Origin of the sequence: Nocardiopsis kunsanensis DSM 44524, assembly GCF_000340965.1 — a bacterium.
GTDB lineage: Bacteria > Actinomycetota > Actinomycetes > Streptosporangiales > Streptosporangiaceae > Nocardiopsis > Nocardiopsis kunsanensis.
This window is the reverse complement of sequence record NZ_ANAY01000011.1, coordinates 16,163-36,293: the sequence shown is the minus strand read 5'-3', so window position 1 is coordinate 36,293 and position 20,131 is coordinate 16,163. Positions and strand designations below refer to the sequence as shown.

Annotated in this window: 25 protein-coding genes and 1 tRNA gene; 3 read left to right on the top strand and 23 right to left on the bottom strand. The window is 70.4% G+C overall.

Annotated elements, in window-relative coordinates:
• Positions 1–9: 9 nt before the first annotated feature.
• The 17 genes from panC to dacB all read right to left on the bottom strand — a co-directional run bounded on the left by panC (position 10) and on the right by dacB (position 15,693).
• Complete coding sequence (gene panC, locus D456_RS0108830; protein WP_017575810.1) at positions 10–873, bottom strand: pantoate--beta-alanine ligase; 864 nt, start codon at positions 871–873, stop codon at positions 10–12.
• 94 nt (positions 874–967) lie between these two features.
• Positions 968–1,852, bottom strand: coding sequence for a Rossmann-like and DUF2520 domain-containing protein (locus tag D456_RS0108825; RefSeq protein WP_017575809.1), 885 nt, complete (start codon positions 1,850–1,852; stop codon positions 968–970).
• 173 nt (positions 1,853–2,025) lie between these two features.
• Positions 2,026–2,268, bottom strand: a complete 243-nt coding sequence (locus D456_RS0108820; RefSeq protein WP_017575808.1) for a hypothetical protein — start codon at positions 2,266–2,268, stop codon at positions 2,026–2,028.
• A 509-nt stretch (positions 2,269–2,777) separates the two neighbouring features.
• Complete coding sequence (locus tag D456_RS0108815) at positions 2,778–3,020, bottom strand: chaplin (protein WP_017575807.1); 243 nt, start codon at positions 3,018–3,020, stop codon at positions 2,778–2,780.
• Positions 3,021–3,471: 451 nt separating this feature from the next.
• Complete coding sequence (locus D456_RS23880; RefSeq protein ID WP_017575806.1) at positions 3,472–4,767, bottom strand: PH domain-containing protein; 1,296 nt, start codon at positions 4,765–4,767, stop codon at positions 3,472–3,474.
• Positions 4,768–5,088: 321 nt separating this feature from the next.
• Entirely contained in the window at positions 5,089–5,535 is a 447-nt protein-coding gene (locus tag D456_RS0108805; protein WP_026115703.1) for a PH domain-containing protein, read from the bottom strand.
• Positions 5,536–5,806: 271 nt separating this feature from the next.
• The gene (locus D456_RS0108800; protein WP_017575804.1) at positions 5,807–6,286 is read right to left on the bottom strand and encodes a DUF3180 family protein; all 480 of its coding nucleotides are present in this window, start codon (positions 6,284–6,286) and stop codon (positions 5,807–5,809) included.
• Positions 6,286–6,801, bottom strand: coding sequence for a 2-amino-4-hydroxy-6-hydroxymethyldihydropteridine diphosphokinase (gene folK / locus D456_RS0108795; RefSeq protein ID WP_017575803.1), 516 nt, complete (start codon positions 6,799–6,801; stop codon positions 6,286–6,288). Before folK ends, D456_RS0108800 begins: the two co-directional genes overlap by 1 nt.
• Positions 6,798–7,169 carry a dihydroneopterin aldolase gene (gene folB, locus D456_RS0108790; RefSeq protein ID WP_017575802.1) on the bottom strand — a complete coding sequence of 124 codons (372 nt, stop codon included), beginning with the start codon at positions 7,167–7,169 and terminating at the stop codon, positions 6,798–6,800. Before folB ends, folK begins: the two co-directional genes overlap by 4 nt.
• A complete protein-coding gene (locus D456_RS0108785) occupies positions 7,162–7,611 on the bottom strand; it encodes a nuclear transport factor 2 family protein (RefSeq protein WP_017575801.1) in 450 nt (149 codons plus the stop codon). Before D456_RS0108785 ends, folB begins: the two co-directional genes overlap by 8 nt.
• A complete protein-coding gene (folP, locus tag D456_RS0108780) occupies positions 7,608–8,513 on the bottom strand; it encodes a dihydropteroate synthase (protein WP_026115702.1) in 906 nt (301 codons plus the stop codon). Before folP ends, D456_RS0108785 begins: the two co-directional genes overlap by 4 nt.
• A gap of 91 nt (positions 8,514–8,604) precedes the next feature.
• Positions 8,605–9,204, bottom strand: a complete 600-nt coding sequence (gene folE, locus D456_RS0108775; RefSeq protein ID WP_017575799.1) for a GTP cyclohydrolase I FolE — start codon at positions 9,202–9,204, stop codon at positions 8,605–8,607.
• Positions 9,201–11,207: an ATP-dependent zinc metalloprotease FtsH gene (gene ftsH, locus D456_RS0108770; protein ID WP_017575798.1), complete on the bottom strand. Its 2,007-nt coding sequence runs from the start codon at positions 11,205–11,207 to the stop codon at positions 9,201–9,203. The genes folE and ftsH overlap by 4 nt, the downstream gene beginning before the upstream one ends.
• A gap of 297 nt (positions 11,208–11,504) precedes the next feature.
• Positions 11,505–12,062 carry a hypoxanthine phosphoribosyltransferase gene (hpt, locus tag D456_RS0108765; protein ID WP_017575797.1) on the bottom strand — a complete coding sequence of 186 codons (558 nt, stop codon included), beginning with the start codon at positions 12,060–12,062 and terminating at the stop codon, positions 11,505–11,507.
• A gap of 78 nt (positions 12,063–12,140) precedes the next feature.
• The gene (tilS, locus tag D456_RS0108760) at positions 12,141–13,115 is read right to left on the bottom strand and encodes a tRNA lysidine(34) synthetase TilS (protein WP_017575796.1); all 975 of its coding nucleotides are present in this window, start codon (positions 13,113–13,115) and stop codon (positions 12,141–12,143) included.
• Entirely contained in the window at positions 13,112–14,200 is a 1,089-nt protein-coding gene (locus tag D456_RS0108755; RefSeq protein WP_017575795.1) for a zinc-dependent metalloprotease, read from the bottom strand. Before D456_RS0108755 ends, tilS begins: the two co-directional genes overlap by 4 nt.
• 131 nt (positions 14,201–14,331) lie before the next feature.
• On the bottom strand, positions 14,332–15,693 hold the full coding sequence (gene dacB, locus D456_RS0108750; protein ID WP_017575794.1) for a D-alanyl-D-alanine carboxypeptidase/D-alanyl-D-alanine endopeptidase: 1,362 nt from the start codon (positions 15,691–15,693) through the stop codon (positions 14,332–14,334).
• A gap of 76 nt (positions 15,694–15,769) precedes the next feature.
• On the opposite strand from dacB, the gene D456_RS0108745 reads away from it, so the two are divergent.
• On the top strand, positions 15,770–16,300 hold the full coding sequence (locus D456_RS0108745) for an inorganic diphosphatase (protein WP_017575793.1): 531 nt from the start codon (positions 15,770–15,772) through the stop codon (positions 16,298–16,300).
• 21 nt (positions 16,301–16,321) lie between these two features.
• On the opposite strand, the gene D456_RS0108740 is transcribed toward D456_RS0108745, so the two are convergent.
• Positions 16,322–16,900: a hypothetical protein gene (locus D456_RS0108740; protein ID WP_017575792.1), complete on the bottom strand. Its 579-nt coding sequence runs from the start codon at positions 16,898–16,900 to the stop codon at positions 16,322–16,324.
• Positions 16,901–16,942: 42 nt separating this feature from the next.
• Positions 16,943–17,191, bottom strand: a complete 249-nt coding sequence (locus D456_RS0108735) for a hypothetical protein (protein WP_017575791.1) — start codon at positions 17,189–17,191, stop codon at positions 16,943–16,945.
• 502 nt (positions 17,192–17,693) lie between these two features.
• Here D456_RS0108735 and D456_RS0108730 point away from each other — a divergent pair.
• A complete protein-coding gene (locus D456_RS0108730; protein WP_017575790.1) occupies positions 17,694–18,227 on the top strand; it encodes a hypothetical protein in 534 nt (177 codons plus the stop codon).
• A gap of 10 nt (positions 18,228–18,237) precedes the next feature.
• Here the strand turns inward: D456_RS0108730 and D456_RS0108725 are convergent, their stop codons facing one another.
• Positions 18,238–18,615 carry a hypothetical protein gene (locus D456_RS0108725; protein ID WP_017575789.1) on the bottom strand — a complete coding sequence of 126 codons (378 nt, stop codon included), beginning with the start codon at positions 18,613–18,615 and terminating at the stop codon, positions 18,238–18,240.
• A gap of 48 nt (positions 18,616–18,663) precedes the next feature.
• Positions 18,664–18,897: a hypothetical protein gene (locus tag D456_RS0108720; RefSeq protein WP_017575788.1), complete on the bottom strand. Its 234-nt coding sequence runs from the start codon at positions 18,895–18,897 to the stop codon at positions 18,664–18,666.
• A 186-nt stretch (positions 18,898–19,083) separates the two neighbouring features.
• Here D456_RS0108720 and D456_RS27065 point away from each other — a divergent pair, with 186 nt between their 5' ends.
• Positions 19,084–19,239, top strand: coding sequence for a DUF7554 family protein (locus tag D456_RS27065; protein ID WP_017575787.1), 156 nt, complete (start codon positions 19,084–19,086; stop codon positions 19,237–19,239).
• A gap of 9 nt (positions 19,240–19,248) precedes the next feature.
• Here D456_RS27065 and D456_RS0108710 read toward each other — a convergent pair whose 3' ends face one another.
• Both D456_RS0108710 and D456_RS0108705 read right to left on the bottom strand, forming a co-directional pair.
• On the bottom strand, positions 19,249–19,608 hold the full coding sequence (locus tag D456_RS0108710; RefSeq protein ID WP_017575786.1) for a hypothetical protein: 360 nt from the start codon (positions 19,606–19,608) through the stop codon (positions 19,249–19,251).
• Between the two features lie 370 nt (positions 19,609–19,978).
• A tRNA-Thr gene (locus D456_RS0108705) sits at positions 19,979–20,051 on the bottom strand.
• Between the last annotated feature and the right edge of the window lie 80 nt (positions 20,052–20,131).

Genomic DNA, 20,131 nt, shown 5'->3' with positions numbered 1-20,131 from the left:
AAGGTGCCCTCAGAGGGGCACCGCCGTGTTGTCGATGAGTCTGGTCCCGCCCACACGGGCGGCCACGGCCAGCACCGCTTCGCCTCTGTGGTCGGCGGAGGCCTCACCGAAGGTCGCGGGGTCGACCAGGGCGAGGTAGTCGAGGCGGACCGGCGGGTCGGCCGCGGCCGCCTCATCCAGCACCTTGCGGGAGGCGGCTCGGACGTCCTCGGCACCGCCGGGTGCGGCCTCGCGTCCGGCGGTGAGGGCACGGGAGAGCGCCAGGGCGCTGGTGCGTTCCTGCTCGGACAGGTAGGCGTTGCGGCTGGAGGAGGCCAGGCCGTCCGGGTCGCGGCTGAGAGGCGCGCCGACGATCTCCACGGGCAGGTTCAGGTCGGTGACCATGCGGCGCACGAGAGCGATCTGCTGGGCGTCCTTCTCCCCGAAGACGGCGAAGTCGGGGCGCACGAGGTGGAAGAGCTTGGCCACGACGGTGAGCACGCCGGTGAAGTGCCCGGGGCGGGAGGCGCCCTCGAGGCGCTCGCCCATGGTCCCGGCGTCCACGGTGACCATCTGGGGCGCGGGGTACATGGTCTGCGTCTCGGGTGCGAAGACCACGTCGACGCCCTCCTCGGCGCACACGCGGGTGTCGGCCCCGAGGTCGCGGGGGTAGTGCTCGAAGTCCTCGTCCGGGCCGAACTGGAGCGGGTTGACGAAGACGCTCACGACCACCGTTCCGGCTCGTCCGCGGGCCAGGCGCATGAGGCTGCGGTGACCGCTGTGCAGGGAGCCCATGGTGGGGACGAGGCCTACGCCGTCGGCGTCGGCGAGTGCGGCGCGCAGCTCCTCGGGGGTACGGGCGACGACGGGCCCGTGCTGGGTGGGTGGGGTCATGGTTGGTCTCTCGGTCGTGGCCCGGGGCCGGGTCGGGGGCGTGGACGGGGTCCGGGAGCGACGGTGCGGGGCGTGGAGCCGGTCGGTCCGTTCCTCAGCGGCGCAGGACGTCGAGCAGGCGTGCGGCGTCCTCGGGTTTGAGGAGGCCGGCGGTGATGGCGCGGTCGGCGGTGAGGCGGGCGAGTTCGACATAGCTGGCCACGCTCTCGGGGGCGTTGTCCCTGAGCTGTTCGATGTGGCCGGCCACGGTGCCGGAGTCGCCGCGCAGGACCGGGCCGCTGAGACCGTGGATACCCAGTCGCAGGGCGTTGTCGAGGGCGGCGCTGAGCATCGGTGCGAGCATGCGCCCGGGCTCGGGTACCCCGGCGGCCTGCAGGAGGCCGGCGCTGTCGGCGACCAGGGTGACCAGGTGGTTGGCCCCGCCGGCCAAGGCGGCGTGGTACAGGGTGCGTTTGTCCTCGGCGATCCACACCGGTTCGGCTCCCATCTCGACGACGAGGGCCTCGGCGATGGGACGGAGCTGCTCCGGTGCGGTGACTCCGAAGGCGCAGTCGGCGAGCCGGTCGATGTCCTCGTCGCGGCCGGTGAAGGTCATCGCGGGGTGCAGGGCCAGGGGCAGGGCACCGGCCACGGTGGCCGGTGCGAGCACCCCGTAACCGTGGGCGCCGCCGGCGTGCACGAGGATGGTGCCGCGCAGATCGGTGCCGGTCTCGGCGAGCCCTTCGGCCACGTCGGCGAGGGCATCGTCGGGCACGGTGAGCAGGACCAGGTCACTGGCCTCCACGACCTGGGCGGGTTCCATGAGGCGAGCGCCCGGGAGGCGCTCCTCCACGTAGCTGCGGGAACGTTCGGAGACCGCCGCGGCCGCGACGACCTTGTGTCCTGCCCGGCCGAGTGCCTGAGCGAGAACGGATCCGACGCGACCGGGTCCGATGACCCCGACCCGTAGCCGCGCGGGACGTCCCTGCGTCGACTCCATCGTGCGTGCCCCCTCGGTGGTCCGGGACGTCCGGCCCGCTCGTTCGGCCGTGACGCCTGAGCACACGATAGCCCGCCCGTTCCGGTGACCTGCCGCCCCGTCCCCCGGCGTTCGTGTGGGGGCGGGCCCCGAGGTACCCGCCCCCTGTGTGTTCCTGCTGGTCTCCGTCCTGGTCAGTTCTGGATGATCACACCCGAGTTGAAGCACGAGGCCTGGGTCTTGCCGAGCACGGCGTTGGCGTTGCCGCAGCCCTCGTTCTCGTTCTCCACCCCGTTGATGTAGGAGAGGTTGCCGCTCACGTCGGAACCGTGGCTGTGCGTCCAGGCTCCGGAGTGAGCTGCGGCCGGTGCGGCGGTGAGGAGGATTCCGGCGGAGGCCAGGGCCACGGCACCGGTGGCGAGTGTCTTCTTCAGCACTGGGTGTTCTCCTTCTGCGTCCGGTCGGGGGGACCGCCGGACCGCGTGTGTTTTCCGAGGGCACCTTCTGGGGGCGCCGACCGGGAATGTACCGACGCGGAGCCCTGGGATAACCCCGTTGAACTGCTGAGATCACGATTGGCTCGAAAGATCTCACCCTGTGTAGTGAAGAGCGGGGGGCCGATCCGGACGTAGGGGCATACGTCCGTCTGCGCGTGGTGGCGCTGCGTCACTGGGAATAGCGGTTCCAGCCGGGCAGGAACAGGGGTTGCGGGCTGTCCGGGCCACTGCAGGCAGAGCACGGGGGCCAACGCCGGGATCGCCGCCTTACCGGATCTTGATTTCGGCCCCAGGGGGCGAAGCTCCGGTCCGACCGAAGGGCCCGGGACACAAGAGAGGCGCCACCCCGCCGTCACGGGATGGCGCCTCCACACTCACACGCCTGGCACGACCACCCGCCGGGGCCCCTCGGGCGGGTCGGCCGGGCCCGAGCGTGCGAGCTCACAGCATTACCAGTCCTTGACGGTGGAGCCGGAGTCGACGCAGTTGGCGCCGGCGACGCCCAGGATCGCGACCGAGTTGCCGCAGACGTTGACCGGCACGTCCAGGTCGGCCACGAGCTGGTTGCCGGAGAGGACACCGCCGTTGCCGGAGGTCGCGACGTCATCGGCGGCCATGGCAGGGCCACCGGTGAACAGCACACCGCCGGCGGCGGCAACGATGGCACTGGCGGCGAAAGCCTTCTTCAGCATGTTTTCTCCTACGGACCGGCCCTCGAGGGAACCAATCATCCGGAAGTCGACGATTTGCATGACTGTGAACACTCCCCGTGTTCAGAGACTATTGAGCCACATACACCGACCTCGTGGGGGCGATTCCGAGAATTTTTTCCGGCCGCGACCTGGGGATATGACCTTCCGTGACACCCCATGTCGGACATGGTGGAGCGAAGTGGAATCAAATCAGGGCCCATGTGTGCCATAGGTCACAGCCTTCATAGACCGCGCATGTGTCCCAAACGCGACGACATCGCCGGCGCAAACCTTCCCCAGCGGCCCCCTGGGGCCCGAACACGGGACACCGACGGTTCGTGGCCGTCTGCAGCAGACCGAACGCCTGCTGTGTTCGCTGTTATTCAGCCACATCCGATCGCATGTACGTCGACCACCGTCGGCGTGTCGCGGTACCGGTGTCCGAAAACCCTCAGGAACCGCGCGAGCCACCCCGAACACGGCTCAGCGTGGCCCGGGTGGCCCAGCGTTCCGTGCCCGCGCCGGGGCCCCGCGCACGGCGTCCGTACCCCGCGAGCGCGTCGAGGAGAGAGCGGGCACGGTCCGCTCCCAACCCGTGGGCACGCGCGTCGGCCGGCCCCGGCGGGGTGTCCGCCCCGACCGTCAGGCGGCCCGTGAAACGGGACCACGGACCCTCGGCCAGGCGCAGCGCCTGTACGCGCTCCACCGGCACCACGTCGGTGGTCCGGCAGAACAGCCCGCGAGTGGTCACGAACAGGTACTCGTCGGCGCCGACATCACTGTGGTGCATGCCGTCGCCGGCGGCCAAGGGGACGGACGCCGCGTCACTGCCCGGGAAGACCTCGTTGACCAGGGCGAACGCACGGTGGCGCGGAGCCACTGGGAGCAGGGTCGCCGAATCCCCCTGGCGGGCGCCCGCATAGCCGGCGACGTTGGCCTCGACGCGGGCCACACCGAGGGCCCTCCACAGGAGTGGTTCCACCACGCGCACCGCCTGGACACGACCGGGCGGGACGGTCTGCATCCGACGCTGGAACATGCCGTAACGCAGACGGAGCCCGTCACCGGATGTGGAGGCGTAGAAGTCGGTGTAGCGGGTGAGCGGCCCCCAGAAGTGCCGCAACAGACCGAGCACGAGGGGGACCACCGCACCGAAGACCCCGGGTTCTCCGAAGACCACCCCCGCGGTCAACAGCATCAACAGCGCCACGAAGGCCAGCAGGACCGGGACACGGAACAGCAGCGCACCCAGCATCAGTGGGAACGGCAGGCGGTAGAACGGCCACTCGGGGCTCTCCGGGGCGCGCCCGGGCAGTCCGGCGGCGTGCGCCATCACCGCTACGCGCATGCGTTCGGCGAGCGCGTGGCGCAGACACGTGAGGCGGACGACACTGCCGTCGCCTCCGGCCAGTTCCACACGTAGCTCGGCCAGACCGAAGACCTGCATGAGCAGCGGGCGCACCACGTCGACCGCCTGGAGCCGGCTCAGCGGGATCTCCCGGGAGCCGCGCAGGACGAGTCCGCTGTGCACCACGAGGTGGTCGTCGCGCAGCCCGAACGTGGCGTACCACCACGCGGGCAGGCAGTAGGCGAGCGTTCCGAAGAGCACCGCGACCGTCATCATGAGGACCCAGTCGAAACCGAACTGGCCCAGGATCGGCCCCGCGAGTGCGGCGAACACCAGCGTGACAGCGGTGACCCGGAACGGGATGACGATCCAGTGGGCGCGGAAGACCCCCGTGGTCACGTCCCCCAGGGGACCGGGCGGTGGTGCGGCGTGCCACTGGCCCCGGGGAGCCGGCTCCGCGGGCGGCGGGGCCCACTGGAACGCGGGCCGGCCGACGTGCGAAGGATGCGGGCCTTGCGGCGGGTACTGCAGGTGCTGCGGCGCCTGGGGGGCGTTGGGCCCCTGCGGGTCCTGGGGCGGTCCCTGCGGCGGCGTCCACCCTTCCGGCGGTGGCCCGGACGGCGGTCCCCCGCCCGGCGGGGTCCATCCCCCGTTCTGTGGGGGCGTCCGTCCGTCCCCGCGGTCTCCGTCACCGTGTTCCGGCCGTGCTGGTCCGTGCACCTACAACCCCGTCGAGAAGCTCTCGCTGCGCGCCGCGAGACGGCCCCGCAGCTGGACGGCCTGCTCCAGCGGCAGACCGAGGACCTTGGTGTCGGCGGTGCTGGCCGCCGTGCGGATGCGCACCGTCGCGATGCCCAGGGCTTGTTCCAGGAGGTCGGCCGTCATGTCCACGACCTGCATACGCCCGTACGGCACCACCACGAGTTGGCGGAGGAGGACCCCGTAGGTCAGGTACAGCTCCGACTGCGCTTCGACGAACCCCCAGGAACGTTGGAAGGCGCCGGCCACGAACCAGCTGACGGCCAGCACCGTGGCCGTGGCCACGACCCAGGCCAGGGCCCATGCCCATCCGCCCCACACCAGTGCCATGACACCGCCCAGGCCGCCCAGGAGCAAGCAGAGGCCCGCAGCCGCCAGGCGGCGGTACCACGCCAGTGCCCGGGACACCCGGATCCACTGGGTGCCCTCGGGTGGGTCGAAGGGCCCCTGGGCCCGCACGGGCCCAGGGGTCACGTCCGGCTGTGTCGGCTCGCTGCTCTCCACGAGGCCAGTCAACCATCTGTTCGCAACACCCCGGTGCACCCTCCTGCTGCGTGGCCGCCTCCCGGGACGCACCCGTACACGCGGTCCCCTCGCGTGTGTCCGGAACGGACGCACGCGCAGCAGCGGATCCTCCGACGGGAAGAAGCGCCGGGGCCGTGGTCGGGGGCCCTCCGGGTCAGGGAGAGGCGTCGTCGTCGCGGTCGTCGTCCGGCACGCGGCAGGCCCGCTCCAGGTACAGGGCAGCGGCCAGGAGCAGGCCGGAGGCCGCAGCGGTGCCCAGGGAGTTGATGAAGACCTCACGGTGCACGGGCAGGGCGAGGGTCTCCACCAACGGCAGGGCCAGGCCCACGAAGACCCCCGAGGCGAGCGCGGCGAGCACCGCACTCGCCTTGGCCAGTGCCAACAGCCGGGCTGCGCTGATCGGCTCCATGGGTTCGGTACCGGGGTCGCGGCGGATCCTGCGCCGGGTCCGACTGCCGGTGAACAGCTCTGCCAGCGCCAACAGGAGCAGGGTCGGGACGGCCGACCACGGAACCATCGGGATCCCCGCGACGACCTGGTCGACCAGGAGTCCCAGCAGAACCCCGCACACCGTGAGCAGCGTCGGCAGACGCCACCCGGTGGGTGCGAGGCGCTCCTGCGGGTCGTCGGGCATCAGGTCCCCCGTGGCAGGGAGAGCGCCAGGTCGTCCCTGCGCTCCAGTTCCTGGTCCTCGCCGATCCGGTCCAGGAGTCCGGGGACCGGGCCGTGCCCGGGAAGCTCGGCGCCCGGGTCGGCCTCCAGCCACGGACGCAGCACGAACGCACGCTCGTGGGCACGCGGGTGCGGCAGGGTCAGTTCCGGGTCGTCGGAACGCGTCCCCCCGAAGACGATGACGTCCACGTCCAGGGTGCGCGGGCCCCAGCGCACCTCCCTGACCCGGTCGAACCGCTGCTCGGTACGCTGGGCCAGGGCCAGCAGCTCACGCGCGGACCCGCCGGTCTCCACGACCAGAACCGCGTTGAGGAACGCCCCCTGCTCGGGCCCGCCCACCGGGGCGGTCTCGAACACAGGGGACAACGCCACCGCACGAGGTGCGTCCGCTCCCGACAACAGCGCGTCGACCGCGCCCTGGAGCGTCGCCCTTCGGTCGCCCAGGTTCGACCCGAGCGCCAGTACCGCCGTGGTCACCGTTCCTCCTCACGCCGCCGGTCGACGGTCACCGCCACGTCCTCGAACTCGTGCTCGATGGGAGCGGACGGTTTGTGCACGGTCAGCTCGACCCGTTCCACGAGCTCCTGGGCCAGGCACACCCGGGCCAGACGCTCCGCGAGGGTCTCGATCAGGTCGACGGGTTCGCCCGTGACGACCTGCACGAGCCGGTCGGCGAGCTCCCCGTAGTGCACGGTGTCCTCGACGTCGTCGGAGGCGGCGGCAGGGGCGGTGTCCACGTGCAGGACGGCGTCCACGACGAAGACCTGGCCCTGGCGGCGCTCGAAGTCGAAGACCCCGTGGTGGCCGACAGCGCGCAGCCCGCGCAGGGTGATGCGGTCAGGCATCCGGGGTGCCCTCCGCTTCCTCGTCCTCCATGAGGACCGGCGAGGCGTGGTGCGACCACAGCCGCCATCCGTGCTCGGTGTCGACGAACAGGTTGGTGGTGACCACCTGGCCGCCGGCGACGAACCCGGGGCTGTCGTCCTCGGCGGTGAGCACGTTCTCCTCGCAGGTGACCATGGCGATGCCGCCGGACACCCCGATGTGGGTCTCGGTGAGTACGTACTGGATGTAGGTCACGTTGGCCATGATCAGCGACCAGGCCCGCATGATCTCGGCGCGTCCGCGCAGCAGGGGCCACCCGGGGTTGACGCAGACCAGGTCGGGGGCTTCGTGCTCCTCGGCCCAGACCGAGCGCATCAGGTCGATGTCACCGTTCTCGATGGCGCTGTAGAACTGCGCGTTGGCCTCGGCCACGCACTCCATGACCTCTTGCCGCGACTTCACAGGCCGCCCCGGTCGGTCGCGGGGTCGCGGCCCTCGTCCAGGCGGGCTCCGCCGTCGGACCATGCAGCGGCCACCCGGACCGCGTCGGCGTTGGGGCGCACGTCGTGCACCCGCACCGCCCAGGCGCCGCGGTCGGCCGAGAGGGTGGTGACGGCAGCGGTGGCCGAGTCGCACTCGGTGAAGGGGCGGTCCTCCGCCTCGGGATCGCCGAGCAGACGGCTCAGGAAACGTTTGCGGGAGCCGGCCACCAGAACGGGGCGCCCGAGTTCGTGGAACCGTTCGAGCTGGTGGAGCAGCGCCCAGTTGTGCGCCGGCTCGGGGCGTTTGGAAAAGCCCAGCCCCGGGTCCAGGACGATCTGGTCGGGGGTCACACCTGAACTGATCATGGCCTCCATACGGTCTCGGAGCTCATCGAGGACCTCCTGCACGACATCCGTGTACACGGCACGGCTCTGCATGTCATGACTATGCCCACGCCAGTGCATCAACACGTACGCCACACCGGAAGAAGCCACGAGACGCGCCATGTCGGGGTCGGCCAGACCGCCGCTCACGTCGTTGACCAGGACGGCACCGGCCTCGACGGACCGTTCGGCCACACTGGCCCGCATCGTGTCGACGCTGACGGCCACCCCGGCGGCGGCCAGTTCACGCACTACGGGAACGACGCGGCGCAGTTCTTCCTCGGCCGACACCCGTTGGGCGCCGGGGCGGGTGGACTCGCCGCCCACGTCGATGATGTCGGCCCCTTCTGCGACCAGGCTCAGGCCGTGCTCGACCGCACGACCGTGGTCGAACCACGCGCCGCCGTCGGAGAAGGAGTCGGGGGTGACGTTGACGACCCCCATGACCTGGCACCGGCCGTGTTCGGCCAGGCCCGGAACTGTGTGATTCGGCCCCATGGGGATCAACCCTAAGTGCAGGCGGCGGGGCCGGGGGAGCTCGCCCCCGGCCCCGCCGGTCGTTCGGTCGCCGAGACGGAGGGGGTCCGTCTCAGCGCTGGTCGAAGATGAGGCTCATGGCCTCGGACCGCGTGCGGTCGCTGGCGCGGAACGCGCCCCGGACCGCGGAGGTCACGGTCTTGGCTCCGGGTTTGCGGATTCCGCGCATGGACATGCACAGGTGCTCGGCCTCCACGACGACGATGACGCCGCGCGGGTCGAGATAGTCCATGATCGCGTCGGCGACCTGGCCGGACAGGCGCTCCTGTACCTGCGGGCGGCGCGCGTAGACGTCCACGAGCCGGGCCAGCTTGCTCAGGCCGGTGATGCGTCCGTCCACTCCGGGGATGTAACCCACGTGCGCGACACCGTAGAAGGGCACGAGGTGGTGCTCACAGGTGGAGTAGAGCTCGATGTCCTTGACCAGGACCATCTCTTCGTGGTCGGCCTCGAAAGCCGTGGTGAGCACGTCCCCGGGTTTTTGGCCCAGTCCGGCGAACTGCTCCTCGTAGGCCCGGGCGACCCGTGAGGGGGTCTGCTGGAGTCCGTCCCGGTCGGGGTCCTCCCCGATCGCCAGGAGGATCTCCCGGACGGCGTTCTCGATGCGAGCGTGGTCCACGCGTCTGGGAGGAATGTCCTCGATCTCGCTCACGTGTCCCCTCCCTCGGTCTCTGCGGACGAGCCGGTGAACTGTCCGCTGGTCTGTGTTCCCTGGTGGGCGCCTGCGCCGTTGAGGCGAGCGAGCTCCTTCTGGGACCGCACCGGCGGCCGCTCGGAGGGCTGGCGCTTGCCGTAACCGGTGAAGGAGCCTCGGGAGGGGCGCTTCTCCACAGGGGCGAAGACCTCCAGCACCTGCGACTTGGTGAGTGTCTCCTTCTCCAGGAGCTGCAGCACGAGCTCGTCGAGGACGTCGCGGTACTCCATGAGTACCTCGTAGGCCTCGTCGTGGGCGGACTCGATGAGGCGGCGGACCTCCTCGTCGATGACCGAGGCGATCTCGTCGGAGTACTCGGGCGCGTGCGACATCTCCCGGCCCAGGAAGGGCTCGGAACCGGAGGTGCCGAACTTGCGTGCGCCCAGCCGCTCGCTCATCCCGTACTCGGTGACCATGTTGCGGGCCAGGCTGGTGGCCTTGTCGATGTCGTTGTTGGCACCCGTGGTGGGCTCGTGGAAGACGAGCTCCTCCGAGGCACGTCCGCCCAGCATCATCGCGAGCTGGTCCATCATCTGCGAGCGCGTGGTGAGGAACTTGTCCTCGGTCGGCAGCGACATGGTGTAGCCGAGGGCGCTACCGCGCGGCAGGATCGTGACCTTGTGCACCGGGTCCGCGTTGGGCAGTGCGTGCCCGACGAGTGCGTGGCCGCCCTCGTGGTAGGCGATGACCTTCTTCTCGTGGTCGGACATCACCCGGGTCTTGCGTTCGGGTCCCGCCATCACCCGTTCGATGGCCTCCTCCAACAGCGCGTGGGTGATGACGTCCTCACCACCGCGCGCCGACAGCAGAGCGCCCTCGTTGATGACGTTGGACAGGTCCGCACCGGTCATGCCGGCCGTCTGGCGGGCGATGACGTCGAAGTCGACGTCCTCGGCCAGGGGCTTTCCCTTGGAGTGGACCTTGAGGATGTCGCGGCGCCCGTCCATGTCGGGGCGGTCCACGACGACCTGGCGGTCGAAACGGCCCGGGCGCAGCAGTGCGGGATCGAGGATGTCGGGACGGTTGGTGGCGGCGATGAGGATGACGCCGCCCTTGACGTCGAAACCGTCCATCTCGACGAGCATCTGGTTCAGGGTCTGCTCGCGCTCGTCGTGTCCGCCGCCCATGCCGGCGCCGCGGTGGCGTCCGACGGCATCGATCTCGTCGACGAAGATGATCGCGGGGGCGTTGGCCTTGGCCTGTTCGAACAGGTCGCGCACACGCGAGGCGCCCACACCGACGAACATCTCCACGAAGTCCGACCCGGAGATGGAGTAGAACGGCACCCCGGCCTCGCCGGCGACCGCACGCGCCAGCAGGGTCTTACCGGTCCCGGGCGGTCCCATGAGCAGTACACCCTTGGGGATCTTGGCGCCCATGGACTGGAACTTCTCGGGGTTCTGGAGGAACTCCTTGATCTCGTGGAGCTCCTCGATCGCCTCGTCCGCGCCGGCGACGTCGGAGAAGGTGTTCTTGGGGGTGTCCTTGGTGATGAGTTTGGCCTTGGACTTGCCGAAGTTCATCACGCGGGAGCCGCCGCCCTGCATCTGGCTGAAGATGAACCAGAAGATGAGGATGAGGATGACCAGCGGCAGGAGGCTGAACAGGGCGGTCGACCACACCGGTGTGGTGGCCACCGACACCTGGTAGGAGTCGAGGTTGCTGTCCTCGCTGTCCGCGGACGTCTGGAGCATCTCCGCGAGCTGCATGCCCTGGTTCTCGACCCAGTAGGCCTCGAGGACCTCGTCGTCCGTGGTCGTCAGCACGATGCGCTGGTCACGGTCGACGATCTCGGCACTGACCACTTCGTCGTTCTCGACGAGCTGGTAGACCTCGGAGATGTCGGCCTCGCGCGTCTCGGGTCCGCCACCGATGTCGAACACACGGAAGCCGATGACGAGGACGACGAAAACGGCCAGGATCCAGATCCACGGGCCGCGGAAAATACGCTTCAGATTCATGTGAGCGGTCCCCTGACGGGTCCGTCCCTTCTGGCCAGGCAGCCCGCACCGGAGGAGTTTCCGAAGCAGGACGTATCGGACACGTGCTCCCCGCGAAGTCGCCGGGATAATCGACGGTACACCTCACGTCGCCGAGCAGGCACACCGCTCGTCCCGAGCGGAGCCCCACGGGGCGGGGGTGCGGAACCGTCATGGTGGGAACGACGGCACCCCGTCCGGTTGTTCCCCGGTCGGACCGGGGACCGGGGTGAGACGGGCTACGCTCCCTCGCCCAGGGCCTGCGCCGCGGGCCAGGCCCTAGTCGTTCTTGTAGACGTGCGGCGCGAGAGTGCCGATGAAGGGCAGGTTGCGGTACTTCTCGGCGTAGTCGAGCCCGTAGCCGACGATGAACTCGTCGGGCAGGTCGAAACCGATGTATCGCACGTCCAGGTCGACGTCGAGTGCCAACGGCTTGCGGACCATCGTGCAGACCTCCACCGACTTGGGGCCGCGGGACTTGAGGTTACCCACGAGCCAGGACAGCGTGAGGCCGGAGTCGATGACGTCCTCGACGATGAGCACGTCGCGGTCCTGGATGTCGGTCTCGAGGTCCTTGAGGATGCGCACCACCCCGGAGGAGGTCGTTCCCGCCCCGTACGAGGAGACGGCCATCCAGTCCATCTCGACCGGGGAGTGCAGGGCACGCGCCAGGTCGGCCATGACCATGACGGCCCCCTTGAGCACACCCACGATCAGCAGGTCCCGCCCCGCGTAGTCCGCGTCGATCCGCGCGCCCATCTCCTTCAGGCGCGTAGTGATCTGCTCTTCCGTGACCAGGACCTTCTCGAGGTCCTGGCCCATGTCCTTGGCGTCCACGCTTCGTGTTCCTCGCTGCTGGGTTGCCCGTGTGCGGCACCAAGGATAAACGCGGTCGGAACCGGCATCGCGCCCCGGTCACCCACCGATGCGGATCCGGCCCCCGTGTCGGCGCCCCCGCAGTCCGCCCGGCAGGTCGATGTGCGACTGGCCACCCCAATCGGTGACCAACCGGTCGAGTTCACGGACGTGGCGTGCGTTGAGGTCGCTCGGCGGGCATCCGGCCTCCAGAGCGGCCCGGTGCAGGACCCTCGTGCGCAGGGCGGAGGGGGCTGCCTCCAGTTCGGCGACCGAGAGCCCCTCCCCCGAGGCCCCTCCGGCGCGTGCGCGCAGGTCGCCGGCCAGCTCGTCGAGGGTGTCGGCGTCCGAACGCAGCATCCCGGCGGTGCGGGCGAGCGCGCGTGCGACCCCGGGACCGAGGGTCTTCTCCAGGGCGGGCAGGGCCTCGTGACGGACCCGGGAGCGGGTGAAGCGCGGGTCCTCGTTGTGCGGGTCCTCCCAGGGGGAGAGATCCATGCGCAAGCAGGCGCGGCGTACGGTCTGGCGGTCCAGTTCGAGGAAGGGCCGCAGGTAGGCGCCGGAGCGCGGCGGCATTCCGGCCAAGGAGCGCGCGCCCGATCCCCTGGCCAGGCCGAGCAGGACCGTCTCCGCCTGGTCGTCGAGGGTGTGGCCGAGGAGCACGGCGGCGGGTGCGTGCTCGGCGGCGGCGGTGTCGAGAGCGGTGTAACGGGCGGCACGGGCGGCCGCCTCAGGGCCGCCCCGGCCCTCCACACGTACAGTACGCACGAGCACCGGATCCAGTCCCAGTTGTGCCATGATCCCGGCGACGGTGCGGGCGCGATCGGCCGAGCCGTCCTGCAAGCCGTGGTCGACGGTCACTCCACCGGCCCGGTAGCCGCGGCGGGGCGCCTCGAAGGCCAGTGCTCCGGCCAGGGCCAGGGAGTCGGAGCCGCCGCTGCACGCGGCGAGCACGGTGGTCCCGCGGGGCAGAGCGCGTAGAACCCGCCGCACCGCCGAACGCACGGCGGCAACGGCGGGATCGGGTCCGCTCACTCGGCGATGGCGGTGGGGCGGACCACGCGGTCGATCCAGACCTCCGGGTCACGGATCTCCGCCATCGTCGGCAGGGTCTCACGGGAGGTCCACACCTTGTTGAAGTCGGCCATGCCCACCCGGTCGACGACCGTGCGCACGAAGGCCGCGCCCTCCTCGTACTGCTTCATCTTCATGTCCATGCCCAGGAGCTGGCGCATGATCCGGTCCATCGGGTTGGCGGCCTCGCGGCGTTTCTGGAAGCGGGCCCGGATACGTTCGACGCTCGGCACGACCTCGGGGCCGACAGCGTCCATGACGTAGTCGCCGTGTCCCTCGGCCAGGCTCATGACCGCGCTGACACGGTCCATGATCTCCTGCTGTTCCGGGCTCTGGAGAGCGGTGAGCAACCCGCCGGCCTCACCGCTCCCGCGCACGGTGCCGGCCACGGCCTCACCCGCGGAACGCAGGCGGTCGACGAAGTCGGAGACGTCCATCTCCGAGGACAGCAGGAGCTCCTGCATGAGGTCCTGGACGTACCCGCGCAGCCACGGCGTGGACGTGAACTGCATGCGGTGGGTCTCCTCGTGCAGGCAGACCCAGAGACGGAAGTCGGACGGATCGACGTCCAGTTCCCGTTCGGTGTTGACGATGTTGGGCGCCACCAGGGTCATACGCCCGGTGGGCAGGTTTCCGTCGGGGTCCGGCGGGAGGAAGAGTTCGTACTGGCCGAGGACCTTCCCGGCCAGGTAGGACAGCACAGCACCCAGCTGCATGCCGGCCACCCGGGACCCGACCGCGCCGGCCAGGTTCGCGCCGGGAACGGTGTTCCCGGTGCGTTTTTCATTCATCTGTTCGAGGGCGGGTTCGAGCACGACCCGGAACCCGTCGACATTGGCCCGGATCCACCCGGGGCGGTCGACGACCACCGCGGGTCCGGTCTGCATGAGAGGGTTCAATCCGGTGAATTCGCTCACGTGGCCGGCGGCGACGGTGGAGAGCTCACGCAACTGCGCGACGGCCTGCCGCGCGTCGGACAGCTCCACCTGCGGCCCCGGTCGCACGAGGCGGACCCCGGTGCTGACGGCTACGTCCCAGTCGATCACAGTCACGCTCGTCAGCCTACCCACGGGTCCGGCGGCGGCACCGGCATCAGGGCAGGAAATCAGGGTCCTTCAAGGGTTCCGCCCGAGGAGGAGGGGCACCCCCGGGGCGTGTGCCTTCCCCGGGCCGGGCCTCAGGAGCACCCGCACTCGCTGAGTGCGGCGGCGAAGGTGTCCAGCTGCGGACCGGTGGCGCCGTCGACGTTGGCGACGAAGGCGTACACGAAGAAGTTGCCCTCCTGGTCGTGCACGGTCCCGGCCAGGGAACTGACGCCGTCCAGGGTCCCGGTCTTGCCGCGGACGAGCCCGGCCCCGCCGTGGGAGGCGGAGTACTCGGAGTAGCGCCCCGCCAGGGTGCCGGTGGCGTGAGCGGTGGGCAGGCCCGTGACAGCTGCGTCCAACTCCGGGTGTTCGGGGTCGCCGGCGAGCTGGATCATCTCCACGAGCGCGCGGGGCGTGATGCGGTTCTCCGGGCTCAGGCCGCTGTTGTCGGACAGGTCCACGCCCTCGACGCCGAGGCCCTCCAGGGCCTGGTGGGTGGCCGCCGCGGCACCGGCGAAGTCGGGTTCCTCGCCCGTTTCCAGGGCGGCCAGGCGCCCCAGTGACTCGGCCATGTTGTTGTCGCTGGCCAGCATCATGAACTCGACGAGCCCGGAGACGGGCGCGGACCCGACCTCGGCCAGTACCTCACCGGAGGCCTTCTCCTCGGAAGGCTCGCCCTCGACCTCGATCCCGGCCTCCTCCAGCTGGACGGCGAAGGCGTCGGCGGCCGCGCGCGGCGGATCCGCCTCACGGGTGGACATACCGGGTTCGACACGGCCTCCGTCCATGAGCAGGGCATGGGCGGCGGCGGTGCTGCCCTCGGTGATGTAAGTGGGTTTCCATCCGGGGCCGGTGCGGGAACCGGTGAAGTGCGAGTCGTCGTATCCCAGGGAGACCGACTCCACGCCCTTGCCCCCGAGGGCCTCAGCGGTGCTCTCCGCGAGCCCTTCCAACGTCGCTACCTGCGGGTATGCTGCGGTGTCGGACGTCTCGGTCAGTGTCGCGTCGCCCCCTCCCCGCAGGACCACTTGGTTCTCCTCCGGGCCGAGGTGCACCTCGGTGGTCAATCTGTGGTCGGGGCCGGCGGTGGACAGCGCTGCGATGGCCGTCGCGATCTTCGTGGTCGAAGCGGGGACGGCCGCGGTGTCGGCGTCGCGCTCGAAGAGCGTCTCACCGGTGAGCCCGTCCACGACGAAACCGGAGAGGCCGTCCCCGAGCCCGGAAGCCGACATGGGATCATCGAGGGCGTCCGCGACCCGAGCCGGGTCGGCCGGGGTGGAAGCCGCGGGATCCACCGATGTCACGCCCTCGGCGTCGGTGACCGGGTGGGGTGATGCCGGGAGTGGTCTGGCCTCGATCATGTCGAGGGTGACGAAACCGGCGATCAGCACGAATATGTTGAGAAGGGCCAGCGTGACGAACGCTTCGCCTCGTACCCGTCGCACCCGGGGCACCTGCCCTTCCTTCGGTGTCGCGGCCTGACATTGTAGTTATAAGGCGACATTAGTCGCATTGGGAGCCGAGATCAGCATGGAATTCGACGTTACGATCGAGATCCCCAAGGGGGAGCGCAACAAGTACGAGGTGGACCACGAGACCGGTCGGATCCGTCTCGACCGCATGCTGTTCACCTCCACCACCTATCCCGCCGACTACGGATTCGTCGAGGGAACGCTCGGTGAGGACGGTGACCCCCTGGACGCGCTGGTCCTGCTCAAGGCCCCGACGTTCCCCGGTTGCCTCATCCGCGCCCGCGCCATCGGCATGTTCCGCATGCGCGACGAGGCCGGCGGCGACGACAAGCTGCTGTGCGTCCCGGCGACGGACCCCCGTCAGGAGCACCTGCGTGACATCCACCACGTGAACGAGTTCGAGCGCCTGGAGATCGAGCACTTCTTCCGCGTGTACAAGGACCTCGAGCCCGGAAAGTCCACCGAGGGCTCGTCCTGGGCGGGCCGCCACGAGGCAGAGCAGGAGATCCTCGCCTCGATCAAGCGCGCCGAGGAGCACGGCACCCACGGCGACCCCTCGCACATCACCACCACGCCCTCCGCCGAGTAACCGGCCTCCACCCGGGCCCCGTCAGCGCTGACTCCGCGGCGTGGCGGTGCCCGGGAGCGGCCCGAACGCGGTCTCGTCGGAGAGCACGACCCCCGCCAGGGTCAGCAGCAACAGGGCGCCCAGCAGCGCAAGGCCCACCGGCACCAGCGGGAGCAGGCCCCGCAGCGGTGCCGGCTCACCCGCACGGCGCGGGAAACCGTCCCTGCGGAAGTCGTCCGCACGTGCGGCCACGTGCGCGCGGTAGCCGTCCAGTTCCGGGCCCGCGGTCCCTTTGAGTACGCGACAGCGCACCATCTCGGTACTGCCCGGCAGCCCCGACGGCGGCAACGCCCCCGTCGCCGCCCGGTGGCGCTCGCACTCCGCCTTCGCCATCGCGTGCAACCAGTCCCGGAGGCGGTCGGGATGCTTCACCTTGTCGATGTGTGCGCAGGACGCGATGAGCACGTCCCTGAGCACCACGTGCGCGGCGTCGCGGTCGGCCAGGGCGAGGATGCAACACCGGTAGAGCTCGTCGCCGTAGTTGTCCAGGAGTTCGGCGTAGGCCACCTGGGGCGGGGTACCGCTGGAGCTCAGGGTCAGGAGCAGGTCCCGGTCGGTCATAGACCAAGAATCTACGCCGCGCACACCGCCCTCCCCCTTCATTCACCGAAAGTCGGTCGGGTCGCTCCCCTCTCCGCCGGCGTCGTCGCGTTCCTGCGCAGGAGGCCACGGCCGCCCGCCCCACGCGAAGCGGGAGCGCAGCCAGAGGAGCACGTACGTGGAGGCGGCCAGGACCACCACCAGAACCGCCGCGCCCGCCCCGAGGAAACCCAGTGTCATGATCCCGGCGGCCGCGATGACGAGCCCACGCACGAGCAGGCGCGCCCACAGTCCCGGTTCCCGGGAAATCAAGCGGGCCTTCTGAGGGATGCCATGGCGGCCACTCCTGTTTCACTACCGCGGGGGATACCCCGGGTCGGCGAACGGGCCTTCCACCGGGGTGCACATGTCACCACCACGGGGCTCCGGCCGCAACACGCCCGGCGTCGGCGCCGGGCTCACGCTTTACCCGGACCGGCTTGACTACCCCTGTGGATGCTGGTGTCCTTGCAACCATGGATCCGCGCACCCGCACCTCCACCCCGGCTCGCACGGCCCCCTGGGCCCCCTGCCGCCTGGCCGGTGCGGCGTGTCCGTGTTGTCGTCCCTGAGCCACCGCGACGGCCGTCCTCACTGACCGGCCCGGTGTCTCGCACCGTCCGACCGCACTCCTGCGACGACGGTGATCAGCTCTTGTGACCGCGGGAGACCTGTGTTCGCGGCGCCCCTCGGCGCCCACTGCTCCCCGGTGCCCTCGGACGACCCACGCGCCCGCCATGGAGCCGGGCGCGCACACGTGAAGGATAGTGCCCCGATGTCCCGTCGGATCTCGCCCACCGCCCCTTCCGGGACCGCCGCCCGGATCTCCCTGGAAGGGGTCGGCGACGTCGTCGACGCCGGTTCCCGGTCCGGCTATGCCCATCTGCGCGAGCGACGCGCCCCGACCCTGGGCCGCCTGTGCTCGGCCGCACGGGACGCCGCCGCTGTCCTGGCCGCGCCTTCCCGGTGGCCGGAGCGCCGGGGCCGCTGGCAGCCCGCGCCCCGTCACGCCCGCCTCCACGCGGGCGGTGGGATGCGGGTGAGCGTGGTGGCCCTGGAACCGAACAGCTTTGTGGCCGGGACACAGGTGCGGGGCGGCCGATCCGGCTCTCTGGAAGTACTGCACCTGGTGGGAGGGCGTGCCCACCTGATCGACTCCGGCCCGGACGGGTGGATGCGGTCGGCCGCCGAGCTGGCGCCGGGCCGTACCCGCGTCGTGGGGGCCCCGGTCGGCGGCGGTCGGCGCGGCCAACAGTTCCTGGTCAACACCGGCGACGAGGTGGCCGTCGTGCTCAGGGTGACGGCCTGAGCGCGGTGCCTCACGTGTCATCGGCCCGTCCGGCAGCGGCCTCGCGCAGGGCCGTGTCGACCGTCTCGATCGAACGCAGCAGCGCCGCCGTTCTCTGCCCCTCGTTCAAGTAGGCGTTCATCACCTGGTCGAGCGCGTGCGGCGGCAGGTGCTCGCGCAGGTCCACGCGCGCGGTCCGGTATCCCTCCCGGGCGGCCTCCAACGCTGCGGACACGTACTGGCGGGCCAAGCGGGACAAGGCGACGGGGTGTCGGCGCAGGACCCCGTGCAGGCGGTAATCGGCGGGCACGTGGTCGAACAGCCACACCAGGGCCGTCTGTTCGAAGGAGTCCGCCCCGGGTGGGTGCACGCTCGCCGGCCAGTCCGGCGTCAGAGACTGATCGGACATGCGCTCAGCATACCCGGTTCTTCGTAAATATGTTCGACTCGTGTTCGGTCAGCTCTCCGAGCCGCTCTCGGACCTGCCCCCGGGCCCGTCCTCGGACCCCTTCTCGGCGGCCCGCCTCTCCAGCTCCACGTTGAGGGCGTGCTCAGCTGCGTCGATCGCGGCCCGCGCGGTGATCGCGTTCGTGTGCGCCCGGTCGACCTCGTCCAGCAGGATGCAGTCGAAGGAAACCCTGGCGTCGTGGATCGCAGCTTCCAACTGACGTGATGCCTCTTGCAGACTCATGTTCCCCTCTTCCCCGCAAAAGGGGCACCGCACACACGTTCCACACGCCCCTCGCATCCCAGGAGAACCACCAGCACAGCTATCGTTCTCAACCACGCCCCTGTTGCCCGGGGAGCGCCCTGCACATCCGAACGGCACACCGGGAAGCCCGTACTGTCGGGGCCCGACGACCCACGAAGGAAGACCGTGCTCCGTATCGTCCTCGTACTACTCGCAATCTGGATCGTCCTGGGGATCCTCGGTGCGGTCCTGCGCGGACTGTTCTGGCTGACGGCGATCGCCGCCGTGCTGTTCGTGGCGACCGCCGCCTGGGGATGGTTCACCAGGTCGCGGAAGGACTGACCGCCCACGTCATTCGGCCGCGGGGTCGCCGGCCACGTCGGGGTCGCCCAGGTCGGCCACGATCCGACGGGCCCGCGCGTGGTCGGCACGCAAGCGGTCGGCGACCATGCGCACGGCCTCCTCGCGACGCCCGTCGGCGACCAGGGCCAGCGCGCGGTGGCGCACGGACGCCGGCAGCCGCTCCTCCGAGGGCGCCGCCGGGACGTACCCGCCCACCTGTCCCTCGGGGGCCGCGGTGGGACGCCGACCGCCCCCGGGCGACCGGCGTCCCTGCTCCACCCGCGCCACGACCATGCGCAGGGCATAGGATCCACCGCCCAGGACCGCGATCGCCCCGAGCAACACGACCATCATGAACATCAGGCTCATGGCGCGATCCTACACAGTGTCATGAAAAGGACACGCAAAGTTGACAAAACTCTCGCCAGGCCAGGTCCTGGGGCCTCAGCGTCTGCAGCTCCTCCACCCGCCCCACCTCTCGGGCACCGTCCGCCCGCCTCCCCGGATCTGCCCGCCCACGCCCCGCACCGGGGACCCCCCCACTGCGGCCACGGACCGCGCGCCGAGGAGCGGGCGGCGCTGAGAGCGCTCTTCGCAGCGGACCCCGTTCAGCCCGCTGCGGGGGTGGGGCAAGGACTGCACAGTCGTACGCGAACCGGCGCCACCGCGGGTGAGTCTGTTCTCCTACCGGAACGACGAAGGCCCGTCCGGGCGGGCCGGACGGGCCTTCAGGGATCGGAGCCGCCTATCGGAATCGAACCGATGACCTATTCATTACGAGTGAATCGCTCTGCCGACTGAGCTAAGGCGGCACCGCGCCACACATCGCGTGCGGCGAGGCAGGAACCAGTCTAACGCCTTCCCGGAGTGCCGGGTACACACGTTCCGGTGC

What these genes read in the sequence shown, in the direction of transcription:
- panC (WP_017575810.1), bottom strand. Translation starts at nt 873, where the DNA reads ATGACCCCACCCACCCAGCACGGGCCCGTCGTCGCCCGTACCCCCGAG.
- D456_RS0108825 (WP_017575809.1), bottom strand. Translation starts at nt 1,852, where the DNA reads ATGGAGTCGACGCAGGGACGTCCCGCGCGGCTACGGGTCGGGGTCATC.
- D456_RS0108815 (WP_017575807.1), bottom strand. Translation starts at nt 3,020, where the DNA reads ATGCTGAAGAAGGCTTTCGCCGCCAGTGCCATCGTTGCCGCCGCCGGC.
- D456_RS0108800 (WP_017575804.1), bottom strand. Translation starts at nt 6,286, where the DNA reads ATGCCCGACGACCCGCAGGAGCGCCTCGCACCCACCGGGTGGCGTCTG.
- folB (WP_017575802.1), bottom strand. Translation starts at nt 7,169, where the DNA reads ATGCCTGACCGCATCACCCTGCGCGGGCTGCGCGCTGTCGGCCACCAC.
- folP (WP_026115702.1), bottom strand. Translation starts at nt 8,513, where the DNA reads ATGGGGCCGAATCACACAGTTCCGGGCCTGGCCGAACACGGCCGGTGC.
- ftsH (WP_017575798.1), bottom strand. Translation starts at nt 11,207, where the DNA reads ATGAATCTGAAGCGTATTTTCCGCGGCCCGTGGATCTGGATCCTGGCC.
- D456_RS0108745 (WP_017575793.1), top strand. Translation starts at nt 15,770, where the DNA reads ATGGAATTCGACGTTACGATCGAGATCCCCAAGGGGGAGCGCAACAAG.
- D456_RS0108740 (WP_017575792.1), bottom strand. Translation starts at nt 16,900, where the DNA reads ATGACCGACCGGGACCTGCTCCTGACCCTGAGCTCCAGCGGTACCCCG.
- D456_RS0108730 (WP_017575790.1), top strand. Translation starts at nt 17,694, where the DNA reads ATGTCCCGTCGGATCTCGCCCACCGCCCCTTCCGGGACCGCCGCCCGG.
- D456_RS0108725 (WP_017575789.1), bottom strand. Translation starts at nt 18,615, where the DNA reads ATGTCCGATCAGTCTCTGACGCCGGACTGGCCGGCGAGCGTGCACCCA.
- D456_RS0108720 (WP_017575788.1), bottom strand. Translation starts at nt 18,897, where the DNA reads ATGAGTCTGCAAGAGGCATCACGTCAGTTGGAAGCTGCGATCCACGAC.
- D456_RS0108710 (WP_017575786.1), bottom strand. Translation starts at nt 19,608, where the DNA reads ATGAGCCTGATGTTCATGATGGTCGTGTTGCTCGGGGCGATCGCGGTC.